The sequence below is a fragment of the Silvimonas sp. genome, assembly GCF_031291215.1.
GTDB lineage: Bacteria > Pseudomonadota > Gammaproteobacteria > Burkholderiales > Chitinibacteraceae > Silvimonas > Silvimonas soli.
Window position 1 is genome coordinate 320,046 of sequence record NZ_JARLJK010000064.1, and the last position, 16,119, is coordinate 336,164.

15 protein-coding genes and 3 tRNA genes are annotated in these 16,119 nt (G+C 57.5%); 7 read left to right on the top strand and 11 right to left on the bottom strand.

Going from position 1 to position 16,119, the window contains the following annotated elements:
* Positions 1–58 precede the first annotated feature (58 nt).
* Positions 59–658 carry a hypothetical protein gene (locus P4L78_RS07660; RefSeq protein WP_283150719.1) on the top strand — a complete coding sequence of 200 codons (600 nt, stop codon included), beginning with the start codon at positions 59–61 and terminating at the stop codon, positions 656–658.
* A 16-nt stretch (positions 659–674) separates the two neighbouring features.
* On the opposite strand, the gene P4L78_RS07665 is transcribed toward P4L78_RS07660, so the two are convergent.
* The 10 genes from P4L78_RS07665 to folD form a co-directional block, all read right to left on the bottom strand.
* Positions 675–1,382 carry an LrgB family protein gene (locus P4L78_RS07665; protein WP_309327474.1) on the bottom strand — a complete coding sequence of 236 codons (708 nt, stop codon included), beginning with the start codon at positions 1,380–1,382 and terminating at the stop codon, positions 675–677.
* Positions 1,379–1,759, bottom strand: coding sequence for a CidA/LrgA family protein (locus tag P4L78_RS07670; protein WP_309327475.1), 381 nt, complete (start codon positions 1,757–1,759; stop codon positions 1,379–1,381). The genes P4L78_RS07665 and P4L78_RS07670 overlap by 4 nt, the downstream gene beginning before the upstream one ends.
* 12 nt (positions 1,760–1,771) lie before the next feature.
* The gene (locus P4L78_RS07675) at positions 1,772–2,470 is read right to left on the bottom strand and encodes an electron transport complex subunit E (RefSeq protein WP_283150722.1); all 699 of its coding nucleotides are present in this window, start codon (positions 2,468–2,470) and stop codon (positions 1,772–1,774) included.
* Positions 2,467–3,102, bottom strand: a complete 636-nt coding sequence (rsxG, locus tag P4L78_RS07680) for an electron transport complex subunit RsxG (protein ID WP_283150723.1) — start codon at positions 3,100–3,102, stop codon at positions 2,467–2,469. The genes P4L78_RS07675 and rsxG overlap by 4 nt, the downstream gene beginning before the upstream one ends.
* A complete protein-coding gene (locus tag P4L78_RS07685; RefSeq protein ID WP_309327476.1) occupies positions 3,099–4,145 on the bottom strand; it encodes an RnfABCDGE type electron transport complex subunit D in 1,047 nt (348 codons plus the stop codon). The genes rsxG and P4L78_RS07685 overlap by 4 nt, the downstream gene beginning before the upstream one ends.
* Before the next feature lie 58 nt (positions 4,146–4,203).
* On the bottom strand, positions 4,204–6,063 hold the full coding sequence (gene rsxC / locus P4L78_RS07690) for an electron transport complex subunit RsxC (protein ID WP_309327477.1): 1,860 nt from the start codon (positions 6,061–6,063) through the stop codon (positions 4,204–4,206).
* Positions 6,060–6,626, bottom strand: coding sequence for an electron transport complex subunit RsxB (gene rsxB, locus P4L78_RS07695; protein WP_283150726.1), 567 nt, complete (start codon positions 6,624–6,626; stop codon positions 6,060–6,062). The genes rsxC and rsxB overlap by 4 nt, the downstream gene beginning before the upstream one ends.
* A 9-nt stretch (positions 6,627–6,635) precedes the next feature.
* Positions 6,636–7,217 (bottom strand): electron transport complex subunit RsxA, encoded by a 582-nt coding sequence (gene rsxA / locus P4L78_RS07700; protein ID WP_283150727.1) that lies wholly within the window; start codon positions 7,215–7,217, stop codon positions 6,636–6,638.
* A gap of 232 nt (positions 7,218–7,449) precedes the next feature.
* Complete coding sequence (locus P4L78_RS07705; protein ID WP_283150728.1) at positions 7,450–8,475, bottom strand: quinone-dependent dihydroorotate dehydrogenase; 1,026 nt, start codon at positions 8,473–8,475, stop codon at positions 7,450–7,452.
* An 82-nt stretch (positions 8,476–8,557) separates the two neighbouring features.
* Positions 8,558–9,412: a bifunctional methylenetetrahydrofolate dehydrogenase/methenyltetrahydrofolate cyclohydrolase FolD gene (gene folD / locus P4L78_RS07710; protein WP_283150729.1), complete on the bottom strand. Its 855-nt coding sequence runs from the start codon at positions 9,410–9,412 to the stop codon at positions 8,558–8,560.
* A 120-nt stretch (positions 9,413–9,532) separates the two neighbouring features.
* Here folD and P4L78_RS07715 point away from each other — a divergent pair.
* The 5 genes from P4L78_RS07715 (at position 9,533) to P4L78_RS07735 (ending at position 14,189) form a co-directional block, all read left to right on the top strand.
* Positions 9,533–9,606 (top strand) — tRNA-Pro (locus P4L78_RS07715).
* Between the two features lie 51 nt (positions 9,607–9,657).
* A tRNA-Arg gene (locus tag P4L78_RS07720) sits at positions 9,658–9,734 on the top strand.
* A gap of 67 nt (positions 9,735–9,801) precedes the next feature.
* A tRNA-His gene (locus tag P4L78_RS07725) sits at positions 9,802–9,877 on the top strand.
* Positions 9,878–10,842: 965 nt separating this feature from the next.
* Positions 10,843–13,374, top strand: a complete 2,532-nt coding sequence (locus P4L78_RS07730) for an EAL domain-containing protein (protein ID WP_309327478.1) — start codon at positions 10,843–10,845, stop codon at positions 13,372–13,374.
* Positions 13,375–13,487: 113 nt separating this feature from the next.
* Positions 13,488–14,189 carry a tyrosine-protein phosphatase gene (locus P4L78_RS07735; RefSeq protein ID WP_309327488.1) on the top strand — a complete coding sequence of 234 codons (702 nt, stop codon included), beginning with the start codon at positions 13,488–13,490 and terminating at the stop codon, positions 14,187–14,189.
* Positions 14,190–14,204: 15 nt separating this feature from the next.
* Here P4L78_RS07735 and P4L78_RS07740 read toward each other — a convergent pair whose 3' ends face one another.
* Entirely contained in the window at positions 14,205–15,101 is an 897-nt protein-coding gene (locus P4L78_RS07740) for a LysR family transcriptional regulator (protein ID WP_283150731.1), read from the bottom strand.
* Positions 15,102–15,226: 125 nt separating this feature from the next.
* On the opposite strand from P4L78_RS07740, the gene P4L78_RS07745 reads away from it, so the two are divergent.
* Positions 15,227–16,093 (top strand): pirin family protein, encoded by an 867-nt coding sequence (locus tag P4L78_RS07745; protein ID WP_309327479.1) that lies wholly within the window; start codon positions 15,227–15,229, stop codon positions 16,091–16,093.
* Positions 16,094–16,119: the final 26 nt, after the last annotated feature.

Genomic DNA, 16,119 nt, shown 5'->3' on the forward strand with positions numbered 1-16,119 from the left:
CGGGACTAAAACAGACCAATCGTTACAATAAGATGATTGGATTCAAGGAGTTCCGGCCGTGGCCAACACCGCGCCAGTGACACCAACCGCCCCGACCGTAGTCGCTGCACCGATCCTGGCGGCCAGCCTGCGTGCTCCGCTTGCGTCTGAACATGTGGCGCCGACCGGCAGCGGGACCGCTGGTGATACCCGCCAAGCCGAGGGCGAACGAGGACAGGCACGCGCCAGCCGCGACGACTCTGGCGTTGAAGCCGATGGGCACTCACAACGGCGCCAGCAAGAACACCCGTCGCGATCACCGCACGCCGACGATATCCCGCAAGAACCAAAACCCATGGCAGTGTTGCCTGGGGCACCGCGCTATCAACTGACCGTTGAGCCCGACGGCATGCGCTCGGTGGTGTTTGGCCGCAGAAAAATTGATTTGCTACGGGGGCGCACGCCAGAAGAGACGCTGCGCAAAGCCCGCATCATTATGGCCGCTACCTTAGGACCGGCAACGCCGTCACCCGAAGAACTGAGCGTGGCCGCCGAGGCGCAGGCAATGGAAGACGAAGCCATGAATAAAATTGCGGCCCGCCACACGCTGGCGGAGCGGCAAGTCAGTGCTTACCAGCCGGATTTGCCAGCCAGCTCTGCTTTTGAAGAATTGGCCTGATCTTGCTGCCGACTGCTCATGCCAGCAAAGCAAGAATCAGCGGTAGCAGTAAAGAAGTCAGCACCCCATTCAAACCCATCGCCAGCCCGGCAAACGCCCCGGCTGTTTCTGAGAGCTGAAAAGCCCGCGCCGTGCCAATGCCATGCCCGGCAACACCCACGGCCACGCCGTACACGACCTCATCGTGTATGCGCAACACTCGTAGCAGTGGCACCAACAAGATTGCAGCACAAATGCCAGTGACGATTACGATCCCCGCCGTGAGTGATGGCAACCCGCCGGACTTGGCCGAAAGTGCCATTGCAATCGGAGTCGTTACAGACTTGGGGGCAAACGATATCAAGACTTGATGTGACAAGCCAAACCACTGGCCCAAAAGCAATGCAGAGAGAATCCCCACCACACTGCCCACGCCAACGGCAATCAGCAACGGCCCGGCAATGGCTTTCATGCGCTGGATATTGACGTAGAGCGGAATTGCCAGCGCGACCGTGGCTGGCGCCAGCAAGAAATGAATCAACCTGGCCTGTTCGAAGTACACCCGATATGGCACGCCACAGGCGAGCAACGTCGCCATGACCAGCACAATGCCCACCAACACGGGGTTCAGTAACGGAAAACGGCCAGATTTGAGATAGAGAAATTCCGCCAGCAGGTACGCCGCGCAGGTCAGCGCGATCCAGGTGGCCGGGAAGGTCTGCAGCGCTTGCCAGCCATTCATCATGCTTCGCCCTCGCCAGATGAGGGGTAATCACCCTGAGGGTTGCGTCGGCGCAGCAACCACGCCAGCACCAATGCAGTAACCAGCAAGGTGATCGCGGTGGACAACACCAGCACCGCAGCCATGGCAGCGCCCTGCTCGCGCAGCAAACCAGATAGCTCGAGCAAGCCTGCGCCTGCAGGCAAGAAGAACAGTCCGAGATAACGCAGCAGACCGGTAGCCGCTTGGGCCACTCGCTGATCGGCGCCTTTGCGTAGCAGGCACCAGACCAGCAACAGAATCATGCCTGAGACGGTGCCCGGCAGCGGCAAGTGCAGAAAGTTACTGGCAGCTTCACCGGCGACCAGAAACCCGAGAATGATCGCCAGCCCGTATAGCATGGCGGCCCGGTATCAGGCGGCCAGCGGGGTGGAAGCGGCGGCCTCGCGGCGACGGGCAGCGGCGTCAGCGCGACGATCCAGCGCGGCCTTGCCAGCCACCAGCAAACCGAGGCCAATGAATGCGCCCGGTGGCAGGATCATGAACAGGAATTGATAGTTCCAGTCTGCCGGAATGATGTGCAGCACCCAGGCTTTGGCCGAGGCACCAAACACCAGATCAATGCCCGAGAACAGCGTGCCTTTGCCGAGAATTTCACGCGCGCCGCCCAGCATTGCCAGCACTACGGTGCCGCCTATCCCCATCATGAAACCATCCATGGTGGACTGGATCACGCCGTTCTTGGAGGCAAACGCCTCAGCCCGGGCCAGCACAATGCAGTTGGTCACGATCAGCGGAATAAAAATGCCCAGCACGTTGTACAGCGCATGCATATAGGCATTCATGGCCAGCTGCACCACGGTCACCACGGCGGCAATGATCAGGATGTAGATCGGGTTGCGCAGTTCGTTCGGCACAAACTGGCGTAACAGCGCTACGGCGCCGCCGGAACATGCCATGACCAGCGCAGTGGCAATGCCCAGACTGGTGCCATTGACGAAGGAAGTCGTCATCGCCAGCGTTGGACACATACCCAGAATCTGCACTACGCCGGGGTTTTGCTTCCACACCCCGTTGTTGGTGATCGCACGGACTTCGTCGCGGGTAATCATGATGCAGCGCCTCCAAACAACTGCGCTTTGTGCGCAGTGACGTAAACCAGGGTTTTGCCCAGCGCTTTAACGACCGCGCGCGGGCTGATTGTTGCACCGGCGTGACTATCAAAGTCACCACCATCTTTTTTCACTTTCCAGCGTTCCAGCGGGGGATTACCCAAGCCTTTGCCATTGAACTGGTCTATCCAGTTCGAAATCTTGGAATCAATATAATCGCCCAGACCGGGTGTTTCTTTGTGATCTACCACGCGCACACCCAGGACCTGGCCATCAGGTGCCACGCCGATCAGCAATTTGATCTTGCCGGCATAACCATCCGGGGCGGTGGCTTCAACTACGGCACCTACTGTTTTCCCGGCTTTTTTGGCCAGATAAATCGGGGACGCGTCGGCGTTACCCAATTCGGCCGCTTCAGCCTTGGGCACCATGGTTTTATCGGCTAGCAGATTATTGTCGTACGACCCGGCCGGAAGTACCTGGGCAATCAAGGCGCGTTCTGCATCCGCCTGGTTCTTGTCCACAATGTCTTTGGTCAGCGCGTAGGTTCCCGCCATCAAGGCCGTGAACACACTCGTAAACGCCAGCAAAGTCAGCGCGCCACGCACGCCATTGGCAACCATCGTCTTCATGATTTGGCCCCGGCGTTTTTCTGTTTGCCTTTGCGACCAAACACAGCAGGTTGGGTGTATTGGTCAATAAACGGTGCGGCTAGGTTCATGATCAGCACAGCAAACGCCACGCCGTCCGGATAACCACCAAACACGCGGATCAAATATGTCAGCAAGCCAATCAGCGCTGCAAAAATAACGCGGCCCAGCGGCGTGGTCGGGCCAGTTACCGGATCAGTCACGATGAAGAAGGCGCCGAGCATGGCCGCACCGCTGAACCAGTGGAACATCGGCGAGGTGTAATGTGCCGGGTCAACCAGGTGGAAAATCCCCGCCATGCCGCCCAGCACCGCCAGGAAAGTCACCGGAATCTGCCAAGGGATCAGCTTTTGCCACAACAGGTACAAACCACCCAGCAAGTACGCGGCGGTAATCCATTCTGTACCCACGCCGCCGATCATGCCAAACAGCGGCTCGTGAAAGATATTGCTCATGCTGGCGTGTTGCATCAGCTGAGTCTTGACGGTATCCAGCGGCGTGGCCGAGGCCACGGCATCAAACGTCAAACCGGCAGGCAACTGGCCGGAGAAAATCCACGACAATTGCGCGGACCAATCCATGCTCTGCGGTGCCACACCCAATGGCGCGGCCCAGCGCGACATCTGCGCCGGGAAAGACACGATCATGATGGCAAAACCAACCATGGCCGGATTGAAGGTGTTCTGGCCCAAGCCACCGTACATGTGCTTGGCCAGACTGATCGACAACGCAGCAGCCACCACAATCATCCACCATGGAGCCAGCGGCGGGAACGACAACGCCATCAACCATGCAGTGACAATGGCCGAGCCATCAGTCACAAACGGCTTGATCGGATAGCCGCGCAGCTTCAGGCAGAACGCTTCAGTCGCCAGCGCAGTGGCCGTCGCCAGTGCAATTTGCACCAGAATGCCAATGCCGAAGGACCATGTGTAAACCACAATCGCCGGGACCAGCGCGGCGGCGACCTTGAACATGACCACTTGCAGTGGCGTGGGTTTGATAAAGAACGGGGATGTGTTCATCGTCGGTTGAGCTTTTCTTTATGTTTTGGGCTGCGTGCGGACATCAGGCATCAAGCGGTTACTCGCTCTTGTCTTGCTGTGCTTGCGCTGCGGCTTTTTCCGCTTTCTTGGCGGCAGCAGCCGCCATCGCAGCTTCAATTTTTGCTTTCTTTTCAGCGTCACGCGCCGCTTTTTCTTCCGGGCTCAAGGCGTCCAGTGCAGCTTTTTCGGCGGCGCGTTTTTCCATGGCCAGACGAATGCGTTCGGCTTTTTCCGGATCAAGCTGGCTGACTACCGGTTCTGGCGCAGGTGCGGCAACGGCTTCGCTCACCGGTACGCTCACGGCATCCGGATCAACCGGCGTCAGCGGATCAGCACCCGCTTGCGCGGCAGCGGCTTCTACCTTCTTGGCTGCAGCGCGTTCCATGGCGGCTTTGATCTTGGCAGCGCGTTCGGCATCGGCCGGATCGCTGGAAGCTGCGGCTGCATCATGCTTCTGTGCAGCTTTTGCGGCCAGGCGTTCGGCCTTTTCACGCTTCTCGCGTTCTTCACGGAAGATGCGGAATTCGTGGCGTTCACGCGCTTGATCGGCGGATTTCTTGAGCTTTTCTGCGGACCAGATTTCCGACTTGGAGAAGCGGAAGTAATCCACCAACTGGATATTGGATGGGCATACATACGCGCAAGCACCGCACTCGATGCAATCAAACAAATTGCGTTCTTGCGCCTTGCCAAAGTTCTTGCTCTTGCCGAACCAGTAAAGATCCATTGGCTGCAATTCTGCCGGGCATGCATCAGCGCATTTACCGCAGCGTATGCATGGCATTTCCACCGGCTTGGGCGGGAATAGCGCGCCACTCTTGGCGATGATGCAGTTACCGGCCTTGGACAGACCGACATCCGTACCTGGAATCTCGAAGCCCATCATCGGGCCGCCGTAGATATAGGCATCCGAATCAGCTTTGTTACCGGCAAAGGCCAGCAAGTCATCAATCGGCGTACCGATCAGCGCCTCGACATTGCCCGGACGCTCGACATTGCCGGTCAGCGTTACCACGCGGCTAATGACCGGTTCGGCGTGTTCCATGGCGCGATAAATGGTGTAGATCGTCGCCACGTTGAAACACTGCACGCCCAGATCGGTAGAGCGCACACCGGACGGGACTTCTTTGTTGGTCAGCAACTTGATCAGTTGCTTGGCGCCACCGGACGGGTACAGCGTCGGCACCACAACCACTTGAATCGGGAATTCGCACACCGCAATGGCCGCGCGCATGGCGTCGACAGCTTCGGGCTTGTTGTCTTCCACGCCAATCAGCACCTGCCGCGCTTGCAGCAGTTGCTGAACAATCTTGATGCCTTCGACAATCTGCACAGCGCGTTCGCGCATCAGCATGTCGTCGCAGGTAATGAAGGGTTCGCATTCGGCCGCGTTGATGACCAGCGTATCCAGGCCTTCTTTGGCCCCGCCAATTTTCAGGTGCGACGGAAATACCGCGCCGCCAAGACCCACCACGCCCATATCGCGCAAATAATCGCGAATCGCCCGGCCATCGGCATTGCGCCAGTCAAAGCGGTTGCGTTCAATCCAGCGGTCTTCACCATCGCTTTCGATGGTGATGCAATGCTCGAGCAAGCCGGACGGATGTGGCACCAGTTGCGGACCAACCGCTACTACTTTGCCGGATGTGGGCGCATGCACGGCGGCGGAGACAGAGCCATCCGCTGCGGCAATCATCTGCCCTTTCAGCACCAGATCACCCACCGCCACCAGGCTCTTGGCGATATTGCCAATGCTTTGATGCAGCGGCACCACCAGTTGCTTGGGGATTGGCCCTGCCATAATTGGCGTGCCGGTGGATTCGTTTTTGTGTTCCGGTGGATGTACGCCACCGTGAAACGGAAAGAAATTATTGGCCAGTTCAGCGCGGGCGTTCATGCGGCGGCCTTTACAGTCAATGGAATGACGGGATAACGCCATTTCCAGGTCGTCACGGTTTCGCCAACGGTTTGCATGGAGATGCAATCCACCGGGCATGGCGCGATACACAGCTCGCAACCAGTGCACTCGCTTGAAACAATGGTATGCAGATGCTTGGCGGCGCCAACAATTGCGTCCACCGGGCAAGCCTGGATGCACAAAGTGCAGCCAATACAGGTGGCTTCGTCAATGATCGCCACTGCGCGGGGTTTTTCTTCGCCGTTTTCTGCGTTCAGCGGTTTGAATTCTTTGCCGAGCAAATCGGCCAGCTTGCGAATACCGTCTTCGCCACCCGGCGGGCAGCGGTTGATGTCTGCTTCGTCATTGGCAATGGCGGTGGCATACGGTTTGCAGCCAGGAAAACCACACTGACCGCACTGCGTTTGCGGCAGCACGGCGTCGATTTTATCAACCAGCGGGTCTTCGTCGACCTTGTAACGAATGGCAGCCCAGCCCAGCACTGCGCCAAGCAGTACCGCCAAAGCCGCCATGATGGCGAGAGCAAGAGTAAAGGTAAGCATAGATAGACGTTACTTCACCAGGCCTGCGAAGCCCATGAACGCCAGGCTCATAAAGCCGGCGGTAATAAATGCGATTGGCGTGCCCTTGAACGGCGCAGGCACGTCAGCGCCATCCAGTCGTTCGCGAATTGCCGCAAACAAGATCAGGATCAGGCTGAAACCGAAGGAGGAACCAAAGCCGAAAACCAGTGACTCAGTAAAGCTGTAGCGCTGCGCCGAGTTGATCAGCGGCACGCCTAGCACTGCGCAGTTGGTGGTAATCAGCGGCAGGTAGATGCCCAGCACTTGGTACAGCACCGGGCTGGTTTTGTGGATGAACATCTCGGTGAACTGCACGATCGCGGCAATCACCACAATGAAAGACAGTGTGCGCAGGTATTCCAGATGCCAGCTCACCAGGAGTTGGTCAATCAGCCAGGAAGAGCCCGAGCCCAGTGTCAGCACAAATGCGGTGGCAATGCCCATGCCGATAGAGGCTTCCAGCTTTTTGGAAACCCCCATAAACGGGCACAGGCCAAGAATACGCACCAGCACCACGTTGTTCACCAGCACGGCACCGACCAGCAATAACAGGTAATGATTCAATGCCATCGTCAGAATGGTCGCTATATCGATAAATCAGTCATTCGAGGCCCGGATTATCTAACTTCAGCATATACCGGGCAAGCTTTATATCCTGCTATTCATATAACCGATATGGCTTATCGAGTAAGCCAATTAAGCCATATGAATCAATGAGAAAGCGCCAGCACTTGAATCCGGCCTGCTTTGGCCGGAAATCGAATCTGGCGCGGCACCTTGGCCAAGGCGCGGCAAACCGCGCTTAATAACGGATTGAAGCGATAGCCTCAGCGCACTCTTCAACCAATACCGGCCCGCGATAAACCATCCCGCTATAGAGTTGCACCAGCGCGGCGCCCGCGTGAATTTTCTCGACCGCATCGTCACCCGACAAAATACCGCCCACGCCAATAATCGGCAGCGCGCCATCCAGCGCTTCGGCCAGTTCGCGAATCACCGAGGTCGACTTGGCCCGCACCGGCGCGCCAGACAAACCACCCGCCTCGGCCCCGTTCTTGTGATGCTCGACGCCCACACGAGACAAGGTGGTGTTGGTGGCGATCACGGCATCAATCTTGTGGGTGATCAAACGTTCGGCCACTTCCTGAATCTGATGTGAATCCAGATCAGGTGCGATCTTCAACGCCAGCGGCACATAGCGGCCATGTTTGTCGGCCAGTTCTTGCTGACGTTGTTTCAGCGCGGCCAGCAAGCTGGACAACTCATCGGCCTGCTGCAATTGCCGCAAGTTCTTGGTATTGGGTGAAGAGATATTCACCGCGACATAACTGGCGTGCTCGTACACCTTGTCGAGGCAAATCAGGTAGTCCTCAACCGCACGCTCAATCGGCGTATCAAAGTTTTTGCCGATGTTGATCCCGAGAATGCCCTTGTATTGTGACTTGCGAACATTCTCGACCAGCTTGTCGACACCTTCGTTATTGAAGCCCATGCGGTTGATGATGGCTTCTGAATCCGCCAGCCGGAACATGCGCGGCTTGGGATTACCTGGTTGCGGGCGCGGCGTTACGGTGCCGATTTCAATAAACCCGAAACCCAGATCGGCCAAGGCGTCGATGCAATCACCGTTTTTGTCCAGACCAGCCGCCAGCCCCACCGGATTGGGAAACTCGATCCCCATTACTGTGGTCGGGCAAGACACCTGCCCCGGCAAAAAGGCACGCAGCAAACCCAGGTCATGCATGAAGTTCAGACCGCCCATAGTGAAATGGTGCGCCGTCTCGGGCTTGAGCATGAATAACAGGGGACGAACGAGAGGATAAGGCATCAGGTTTCGATTTTATTAGTAAGTCGGTTTGCAGCAGCGCCAGCCCGCATCAGTCATAAGACTCGGGCCGACAGGTCATCAATCAGGGCTTGCGATTCACGGCAGCATCAAAGGTATTCTGCATCAATGTGGCGACCGTCATCAGGCCAACACCGCCCGGCACTGGCGTAATCCACGCCGCGTGTTGTTTTGCGACATCAAATTCGACATCGCCGCACAATTTGCCATCGGGCAGACGGTTGATACCGACGTCAATCACAATTGCGCCGGGCTTGATCCACTCGCCCTTCACAAAATTGGGAATACCGACACCGGCCACCACCACATCAGCACCGCGCACCTTGCCGGCCAGATCTTTGGTCTTGCTATGGCACACCGTCACCGTGGCCCGCGCGAGCAATAGTTCGAGCGCTTGCGGGCGACCGACAATGTTGGATGCGCCAACCACCACGGCGTCCTTACCGATCAGATCAATACCGGTTCTTTCCAGCAAGGTCATTACGCCACGCGGAGTGCACGGGCGCAGCAACGGCATCTTCAGCGCCAGGCGACCAATGTTGTATGGATGAAAACCGTCGACGTCTTTAATCGGGTCGATCAATTCAATAATCTTTTCGGCATTGATATGTGCTGGCAGCGGCAATTGCACCAGGATGCCATCCACCGCGTCGTCTGCATTCAGTCTGGCTACCAGCGCCACCAGTTCAGCTTCGGTCGTGCTTGCCGGCAAATCAAACGCCAGCGAGGTAATACCGGCGTTTTCTGACTGGCGCTTTTTGTTACCGACATACACTTGCGAGGCTGGATCACTCCCCACCAGCACCACGGCCAGCGCCGGGGCGCGATGACCGGCGGCCTTGCGTGCTTCAACCTGAGCCCGGACTCCCTGAATGATTTCTTGCGAAATAACTTTTCCGTCGAGAATTTGCGCTGTCATGGGGCGGGCTCCGGCACTGTTTTTTAAGTTAAGGAGCGCATTCTCTCATTTTTCCTGCAATTCTCTCAATCTTCGGCTTGACGCCTCGAAACAAGGTCGTTATAGTCTCGCTCTCTTGTTCGGGGCGTAGCGCAGTCTGGTAGCGCACCTGGTTTGGGACCAGGTGGTCGTGAGTTCGAATCCCACCGCCCCGACCCGACTTCCATGCTAACTGCATGATAAAAAGAAAATGTAGCCTTATCTTGGCGCCCGTAGCTCAACCGGATAGAGCAACGGCCTTCTAAGCCGTAGGTTACAGGTTCGATTCCTGTCGGGTGCGCCAACTAATATAATTAGGTGGCATATTCCGGACTAGATATCTGTTCAGTTAGTTAGTACTTGTTTCAATGGTGGCTGTAGCTCAGTTGGTAGAGTCCAGGATTGTGATTCCTGTTGTCGTGGGTTCGAGCCCCATCAGCCACCCCAAGCAATTCAAGCATTTAGCCCAGCTCTTCGAGTTGGGCTTTTTGTTTTCTGCTGCGTGCAAAGTCGCTTTGCAGAAACCGGTTGGCACTTTGCCATCCTGGTAAATGTGCGACAACGAATCAAATTCCTTTTGTTCCTCTTCTGTATTAAAAGCTCCCCCCGCGCGCAAAGCCAGCATGATGCCCTGCCCTCGCGCCCTTCCCGGCTCGCCCCTCTCTCTTGTCCACTGTTTTGCCTGCCAGCGCCCACATTCCTTTCGTTCCAGTTATGCCTGCGAATCGCCTGCACCTTTGCAACGTTAGCCGGCTTTAACGATTTTTAGCCCATCGCGCGACGGCTTTCCAGTAATTCACCAGCCTGTTTCTGAGTCGCTGCAGCAAGAAATGCCTTTGTTTTTAAACGTCTTGTGCTCCTGTCATAACTCGCCATGTTCATAAGAAGCCAGACTATCCGGGCAGGCGTTGCATATGGCTGGATCAATTATCACGGTCTGGAAAGCCGCTCCCCAATGCCGGTACCTACCGATGTTTTCTTGCGCCAAGCCTACGGTTCAACATCCGGCATGCTGAGGTATTGGCGCGGTGAACCAAGGGCTGTTGCGGATTCGCATCCTATTTGTACGACAAGATACGTTCCCCCGAGCAACGAGCAAGCATCAATTGCTACTCCCGTCGCACCGTCGACCGTTCGACGAATTCCATATCACCGGGATGCCAATTTGCCTGGCCGCTTACCAGGAGAAAAGCGCGGCCGGAGCCTTGGGTTTCGGGGCATTCCGTTTCAGCTTGCTGTCAGTCATAGCAAGCAACAACTGGTCGACGTCGTAACCGGACAATAAATAGTGTTTATTCCAGAGCGGCCGCTGTTTACAACATACAACACTATTCAAGAGTGCTGGATATGACATGTGAAATACGAAATCATGGCGTCACGACGACCGTCCACCAAGGGACCAGATAGTTTATATGCAGCTCAAACCCCGCACTGGATTCGCATTCAGTCGTCTTTCGATTCCGCTGCGGGTTGCCATCGCTTTGCCGGTGGCGCTCATCCTGGCGGCGTCCGTGGGTTTGCAGGCCATTACCCAACATGACAACACCACCCGCCTGATCGACACCACCAGCATCCGCATCGTGGATGCGCTGACGGTCACCACCAGCAATCGCCTGGCCAATTTTCTGGAAGTCCCCTTCGCTGCGCAGCGTGCCGTTGCCGATAGCATCGTCCGGTACAACCTCTACACGCCCGGCGATATGCAGCCGATTTACCGCCATATCTACGGCACGTTTCACAATCTCTATCAGGACCAGACCCAGATCAGCGTGCTGGCGTTTGGGGGCGAGAACACCGATTTTGTCGGCATTCGCCGCAAGGATGAGCATTACAACCTGATGCTCAAAGACGCATCGACCCACGGCGACCTGCGCATCTACAAAGAAGAAATTCCCGGCGCCACCGCTGCGGCCTATCCGCAATACGACCCTCGCACGCGCCCGTGGTATGCGCCGTTTGCCAAATCCGGGCAGCCGGGCTGGTCGGATATTTATGCCAATTACGATGAATATGCTGAAGTCACCATCAGCGCCGCCAGCCCGGTCAAGCAAGGCGACAAACTGATCGGCGTTACCGTGGCCGATGTAAAACTGACCGATTTGAACAAATTTCTGCGCGAGGAATCCTTGCGCGGCTCAGGCCAGGTTGCCATTACCGACGCCGCCGGACTGCTGGTGGCCCATTCGGGAACGGGTTCGGTACTGGCCGATGGCAAAGGCAAAATTGCACGCGGCCAACGCCTGAGCCTGGCGCAAAGTGATGACCCGGCCCTGCGTGCGGCGGCCCCACTGGTGGCCCAGGCGCCGCTGGACAAGGCCACCGGTTTTCACGAAACCTTCGATGGTCGGGCCTATAGCGGTCGCGTTACGCCATATATAGATACCCGTGGTCTGCACTGGCGCATTGTGACGCTGGTGCCGGATTCAGATCTGGTGGGCGATATCCGCGCCAGCACCCGGCGCACAACGAAGTGGATTGCCGGTTTTGCCTTTGCCGGTCTGTTGCTGGGGCTGTGGGCGATCGGTCTGGTAACTCGCCCTATCCATCGGGCCGCGCGCGCTGCCAACCGCCTGGCAGACGGCGACTGGCAGACCAAAATCGACAAACGCAGTGCGATCCGTGAAACCGCCACGCTGGTCAAAGCATTCAATACCATGGCGCAGCAGGTGAAAATTGCTTTCAACACCATGCGCGACCAGCTACGGCTGGATGGCCTGACTCAGCTGCTCACCCGCCAAGGCCTGCTGGAAGAAGTCTACTGGCCGCGCCCGCGTCCGGCGGTGCTGTGTTTGATCGGTCTGGATGGCTTTCGAGCCATCAACGACAACCTTGGCTACGAAACCAGCAATCGCTTGCTGCAGGCCATTGCCGAGCGCATGCGCGCCAGCCTGCCGGATTCCGTGCTGCTGGCCCGCGTCGGTGGCGACGAATTTGCACTGATCCATCTGGAGCCGACTACCGCAACACCGGAAATCGGCGCGCAGATTCAGGCGCTGTTTGCAACGCCATTTACCTCTGGCGGCGACGAGATCATGGTGGGCGCTTCGATCGGCATCGTCGAAGGACTGCTCACTTCTGAAGCCTTGCCGGAGTGGCTGCGCAATGCCAGCGTGGCCTTAGGCGAAGCCAAACGGCGGGCACGCATGTCCTGGGTGATCTTTGAGCCGGACATGATGGAACAGTCCCGCGAGCTGGCCTTGCTGACCAATGATCTGCGCCACGCGCTGGAACACGAACAGTTCCTGGTGCATTACCAACCCGTCATCCGTATGGCCGATGGTCAAATCTGCGGTGTCGAAGCCTTGGCCCGCTGGCAGAGCCCGACGCGCGGCATGGTGCCGCCCGCAATGTTTATTCCGATTGCCGAAGCGTCGGACCTGATCCTGACCTTGGGCGGCGTGATCTTGCATACCGCAGCCCGCGATATCGCCCAGCTGCAGGATCAATTGCCAGCTGGATTTGAACTGCATGTGAATGTGTCGGCGCGGCAGTTGATCCAGTCCGACTTCATTACCACGCTGCATCAGGCCCTGCATGAAAGCGGTTTGCCACCGCATCATCTGACCCTGGAACTCACTGAATCGGTATTGCTGGAACAAGGTGGCCAGACCGTGGAACGCCTGCGCGAAATTCGTGCGTTGGGTGTGAAGATCGCCATTGATGACTTTGGCACTGGTTATTCCTCGCTTTCCTACCTCGGCAACCTGCCGTTTGATTGCCTCAAGATCGACAAGAGTTTTGTAAAAAACCTCTGTGATTCATCACAAGATGCCGCCATCGTGGCGGCCGTGCTGCAAATGGCCGCAGGCTTTGGCGTCACAGTGGTCGCCGAAGGCGTAGAAACCGCAGCCCAGGCGCAGCGCCTGCAAGAACTGGGTTGCAGCCACGCGCAAGGTTACTGGTTTGGTCGCCCCGGGCCGCTGGCGGCAATCAAGTGGAGCTAGCCGTATCACTCCAGCCCACGCTGGCTTGCGCGCGTTGATTCACGCCAGCTCCGGGCGGAGCATGCTATGTTGTGCTTTCCGTCCATTGCTGCTGGAGCCTGCCCGTGCAACGAATGATCTCGCTGGAGGGCGCACGCAATGTGCGCGATCTGGGCGGACTGCTTGGTCAGTCTGGCCAGCCGCTGCGCCGGCATCGCTTTGTGCGGGCCGATAGCCTGGAAAGCCTGCATGCCATGGATGTGATCCGCCTGCTGAAATACGGCATCACCATCGACATTGATCTGCGCAGCAAACACGAACGCCAGCAATGGGGTGACGCGCTGAGTAATATCGCTGAAGTCGATTACGTACCGGTGCCACTGCTGGATGGGCTGGAACAACATCTGGCCAGCTTGCCCGCCAGCTTGGGCGAGTTATATGTGGCGGCGCTCCAGCATTGCCAGCACGGTTTTCGCGATATTTTCCAGACCATGGTGGCGCAACCCGACGCCGGGATTTTGTTCCATTGTTCGGCCGGGAAAGACCGCACCGGCATGATCGCCGCCTTGTTGCTGGATCTGGCTGGCGTGTCACACTCGCAGATTGTGCTCGATTACGCCCAAAGCGCCTCCAACCTGACGGGCCTGCTCGACAAACTGGCCGAGCAAAATGCCTCTGAACTCAAGCACCTGCTGGGTTCTGAACCTGAACACATGGCGCTGTTCTTGTCCGAACTCTCTCTACAGCATGGCGGCGCGGCAGGTTATCTACGGCATATCGGGCTGGATCAGGCAGCGGTCGCCACTTTGCGCAGCAGCATGTTTGAGCCCGCTTGATAGACCTTTGGTGACTCACATTTGCTGGCGTAAACGGTCTATCCACCAACGCAATGCCGGGCCGACCGGTTGCCCAATGCGTGATGCCACGTGCATGGCCAGTTGCATGCCCTCCTGCGGATGCATCGGCAAAGGCAAAGTTACCAATCTTCCTGCCGCCAGATCATCAGCCACCCAATGCGTGGGCATATAACCCCAACCCATCGCCGCCAGCAGCATGGCGTGTTTGACGCCCAAGTCAGATAGGCGCCACGTGGTCGGAGAGATCACGCCGTAATCCTTGCCTTCAGTCAGCGCGCTGCGATCGGTCAGCACCAGTTGCACATGTTCTTGCAGCGTGGCGCGGTCCAGCGCCCCGGCGTATTTCACCAGCGGATGGTCGGGTGAAGCTACGGCAATCACCCGAATTGGCGCCAGTGAAAAACCGTCCAGCCCGTCGGGCAACTCAGGCATGGTCGCCAAGATGCCCAGTTGCGCGCTGCCACTGAGGACGCGCTCGGCCACCGCGCCCAGGGCTTCAACATACAGTTTGAAGGTCACACTGGGAAAGGCCGCGCGAAAGTCATTCAAACACCCCAGCAATTGCTGCAGCGGGTAATACACATCCACTGCGAGCGCGAGTTCGGCTTCCAGCCCATGCTCGATGGCCGAGGCGCGCGCCTGCAGGCGGTCAACGCGTTCCAGAATGGCGTGGGCATCACGCAGTAAGGCCTCGCCAGTGCTGGTGAGCTTGGGGCGATAGCCACTGCGGTCGAACAACAAAATACCCAACTGTTGTTCCAGCGTGGCGATGGTGTAACTGACCGCCGACTGGGTGCGGCCAATGCTGCGCGCGGCGGCCAGGAAGCTGCCAGCGCGGACCACTTCGGCAAATACGCGCAGTTGTTCTAACGAGATGCGTTCAAGATTCATGAGTTATTTATATCAAATTTTTCGATATAGATAATAAAGAGATGCATAGTTTGTTCATACATCCGCCCGGACTAAGATACGTCTAACGCTCCAGCAAGGAGCCGTAACCGACACGGAGATTCACCATGACCAAGCTGCAATTACCTACCGTTGCCCATTCGCGTGAAGTCGAGCGGCTGGTCAATGGCGTACCAACCACCGACGGAGCCGGGGTGCGCCTGACCCGCGTGCTTACACACGACCTGCAACGGCGCCTTGACCCGTTTCTGATGCTCGATGCCTTCCGCTCCGATAACCCGGACGATTACATCGCCGGCTTTCCTAGCCATCCGCACCGTGGTTTTGAGACCGTGACTTATATGCTGAATGGCCGCATGCGCCATCGCGACAATGCCGGTAACGAAGGCTTGCTGAGCGAAGGTGGCGTGCAATGGATGACCGCTGGTCGCGGCATCGTGCATAGCGAAATCCCGGAACAACAAGACGGCATGATGGAAGGCTTTCAATTGTGGGTGAACCTGCCCGGCAAGAACAAGATGATTGCGCCGTGGTATCGCGACATTCCGGCAGCCGACATCCCGGTGTATCCGCTGGAAAACGGCGGCGCGGTGAAGCTGATTGCGGGTTCGCTGCATGCGGCGCCAGGTGCCATTACGCGTGATGACACTGAACCGCTGTATCTGGACATCACGGTGCCCGCAGGCGAGTCGGTGAGCATTCCGGTGGCGGCGAGCCATAACGCCTTTATCTACGTCTATCGCGGCGAGGTAAGCGTAGGTGGGCGTGCGGTGAAGTCCACACAGATGGGTTTGCTCGGCAACGGTGCCGATTTTGATGGCGTAACTGTTAGCGCCGGTGGGCAAGAAGCCAAACTACTGCTGATTGCGGGCAAGCCATTGAATGAGCCAATTGTGCAATGGGGCCCGTTCGTGATGAATTCACGTGAGCAGGTAGAACAAGCCATTCACGACTATCAAGCTGGCCGGTTCTGAGCCATATTGAACTGACTCATACACTC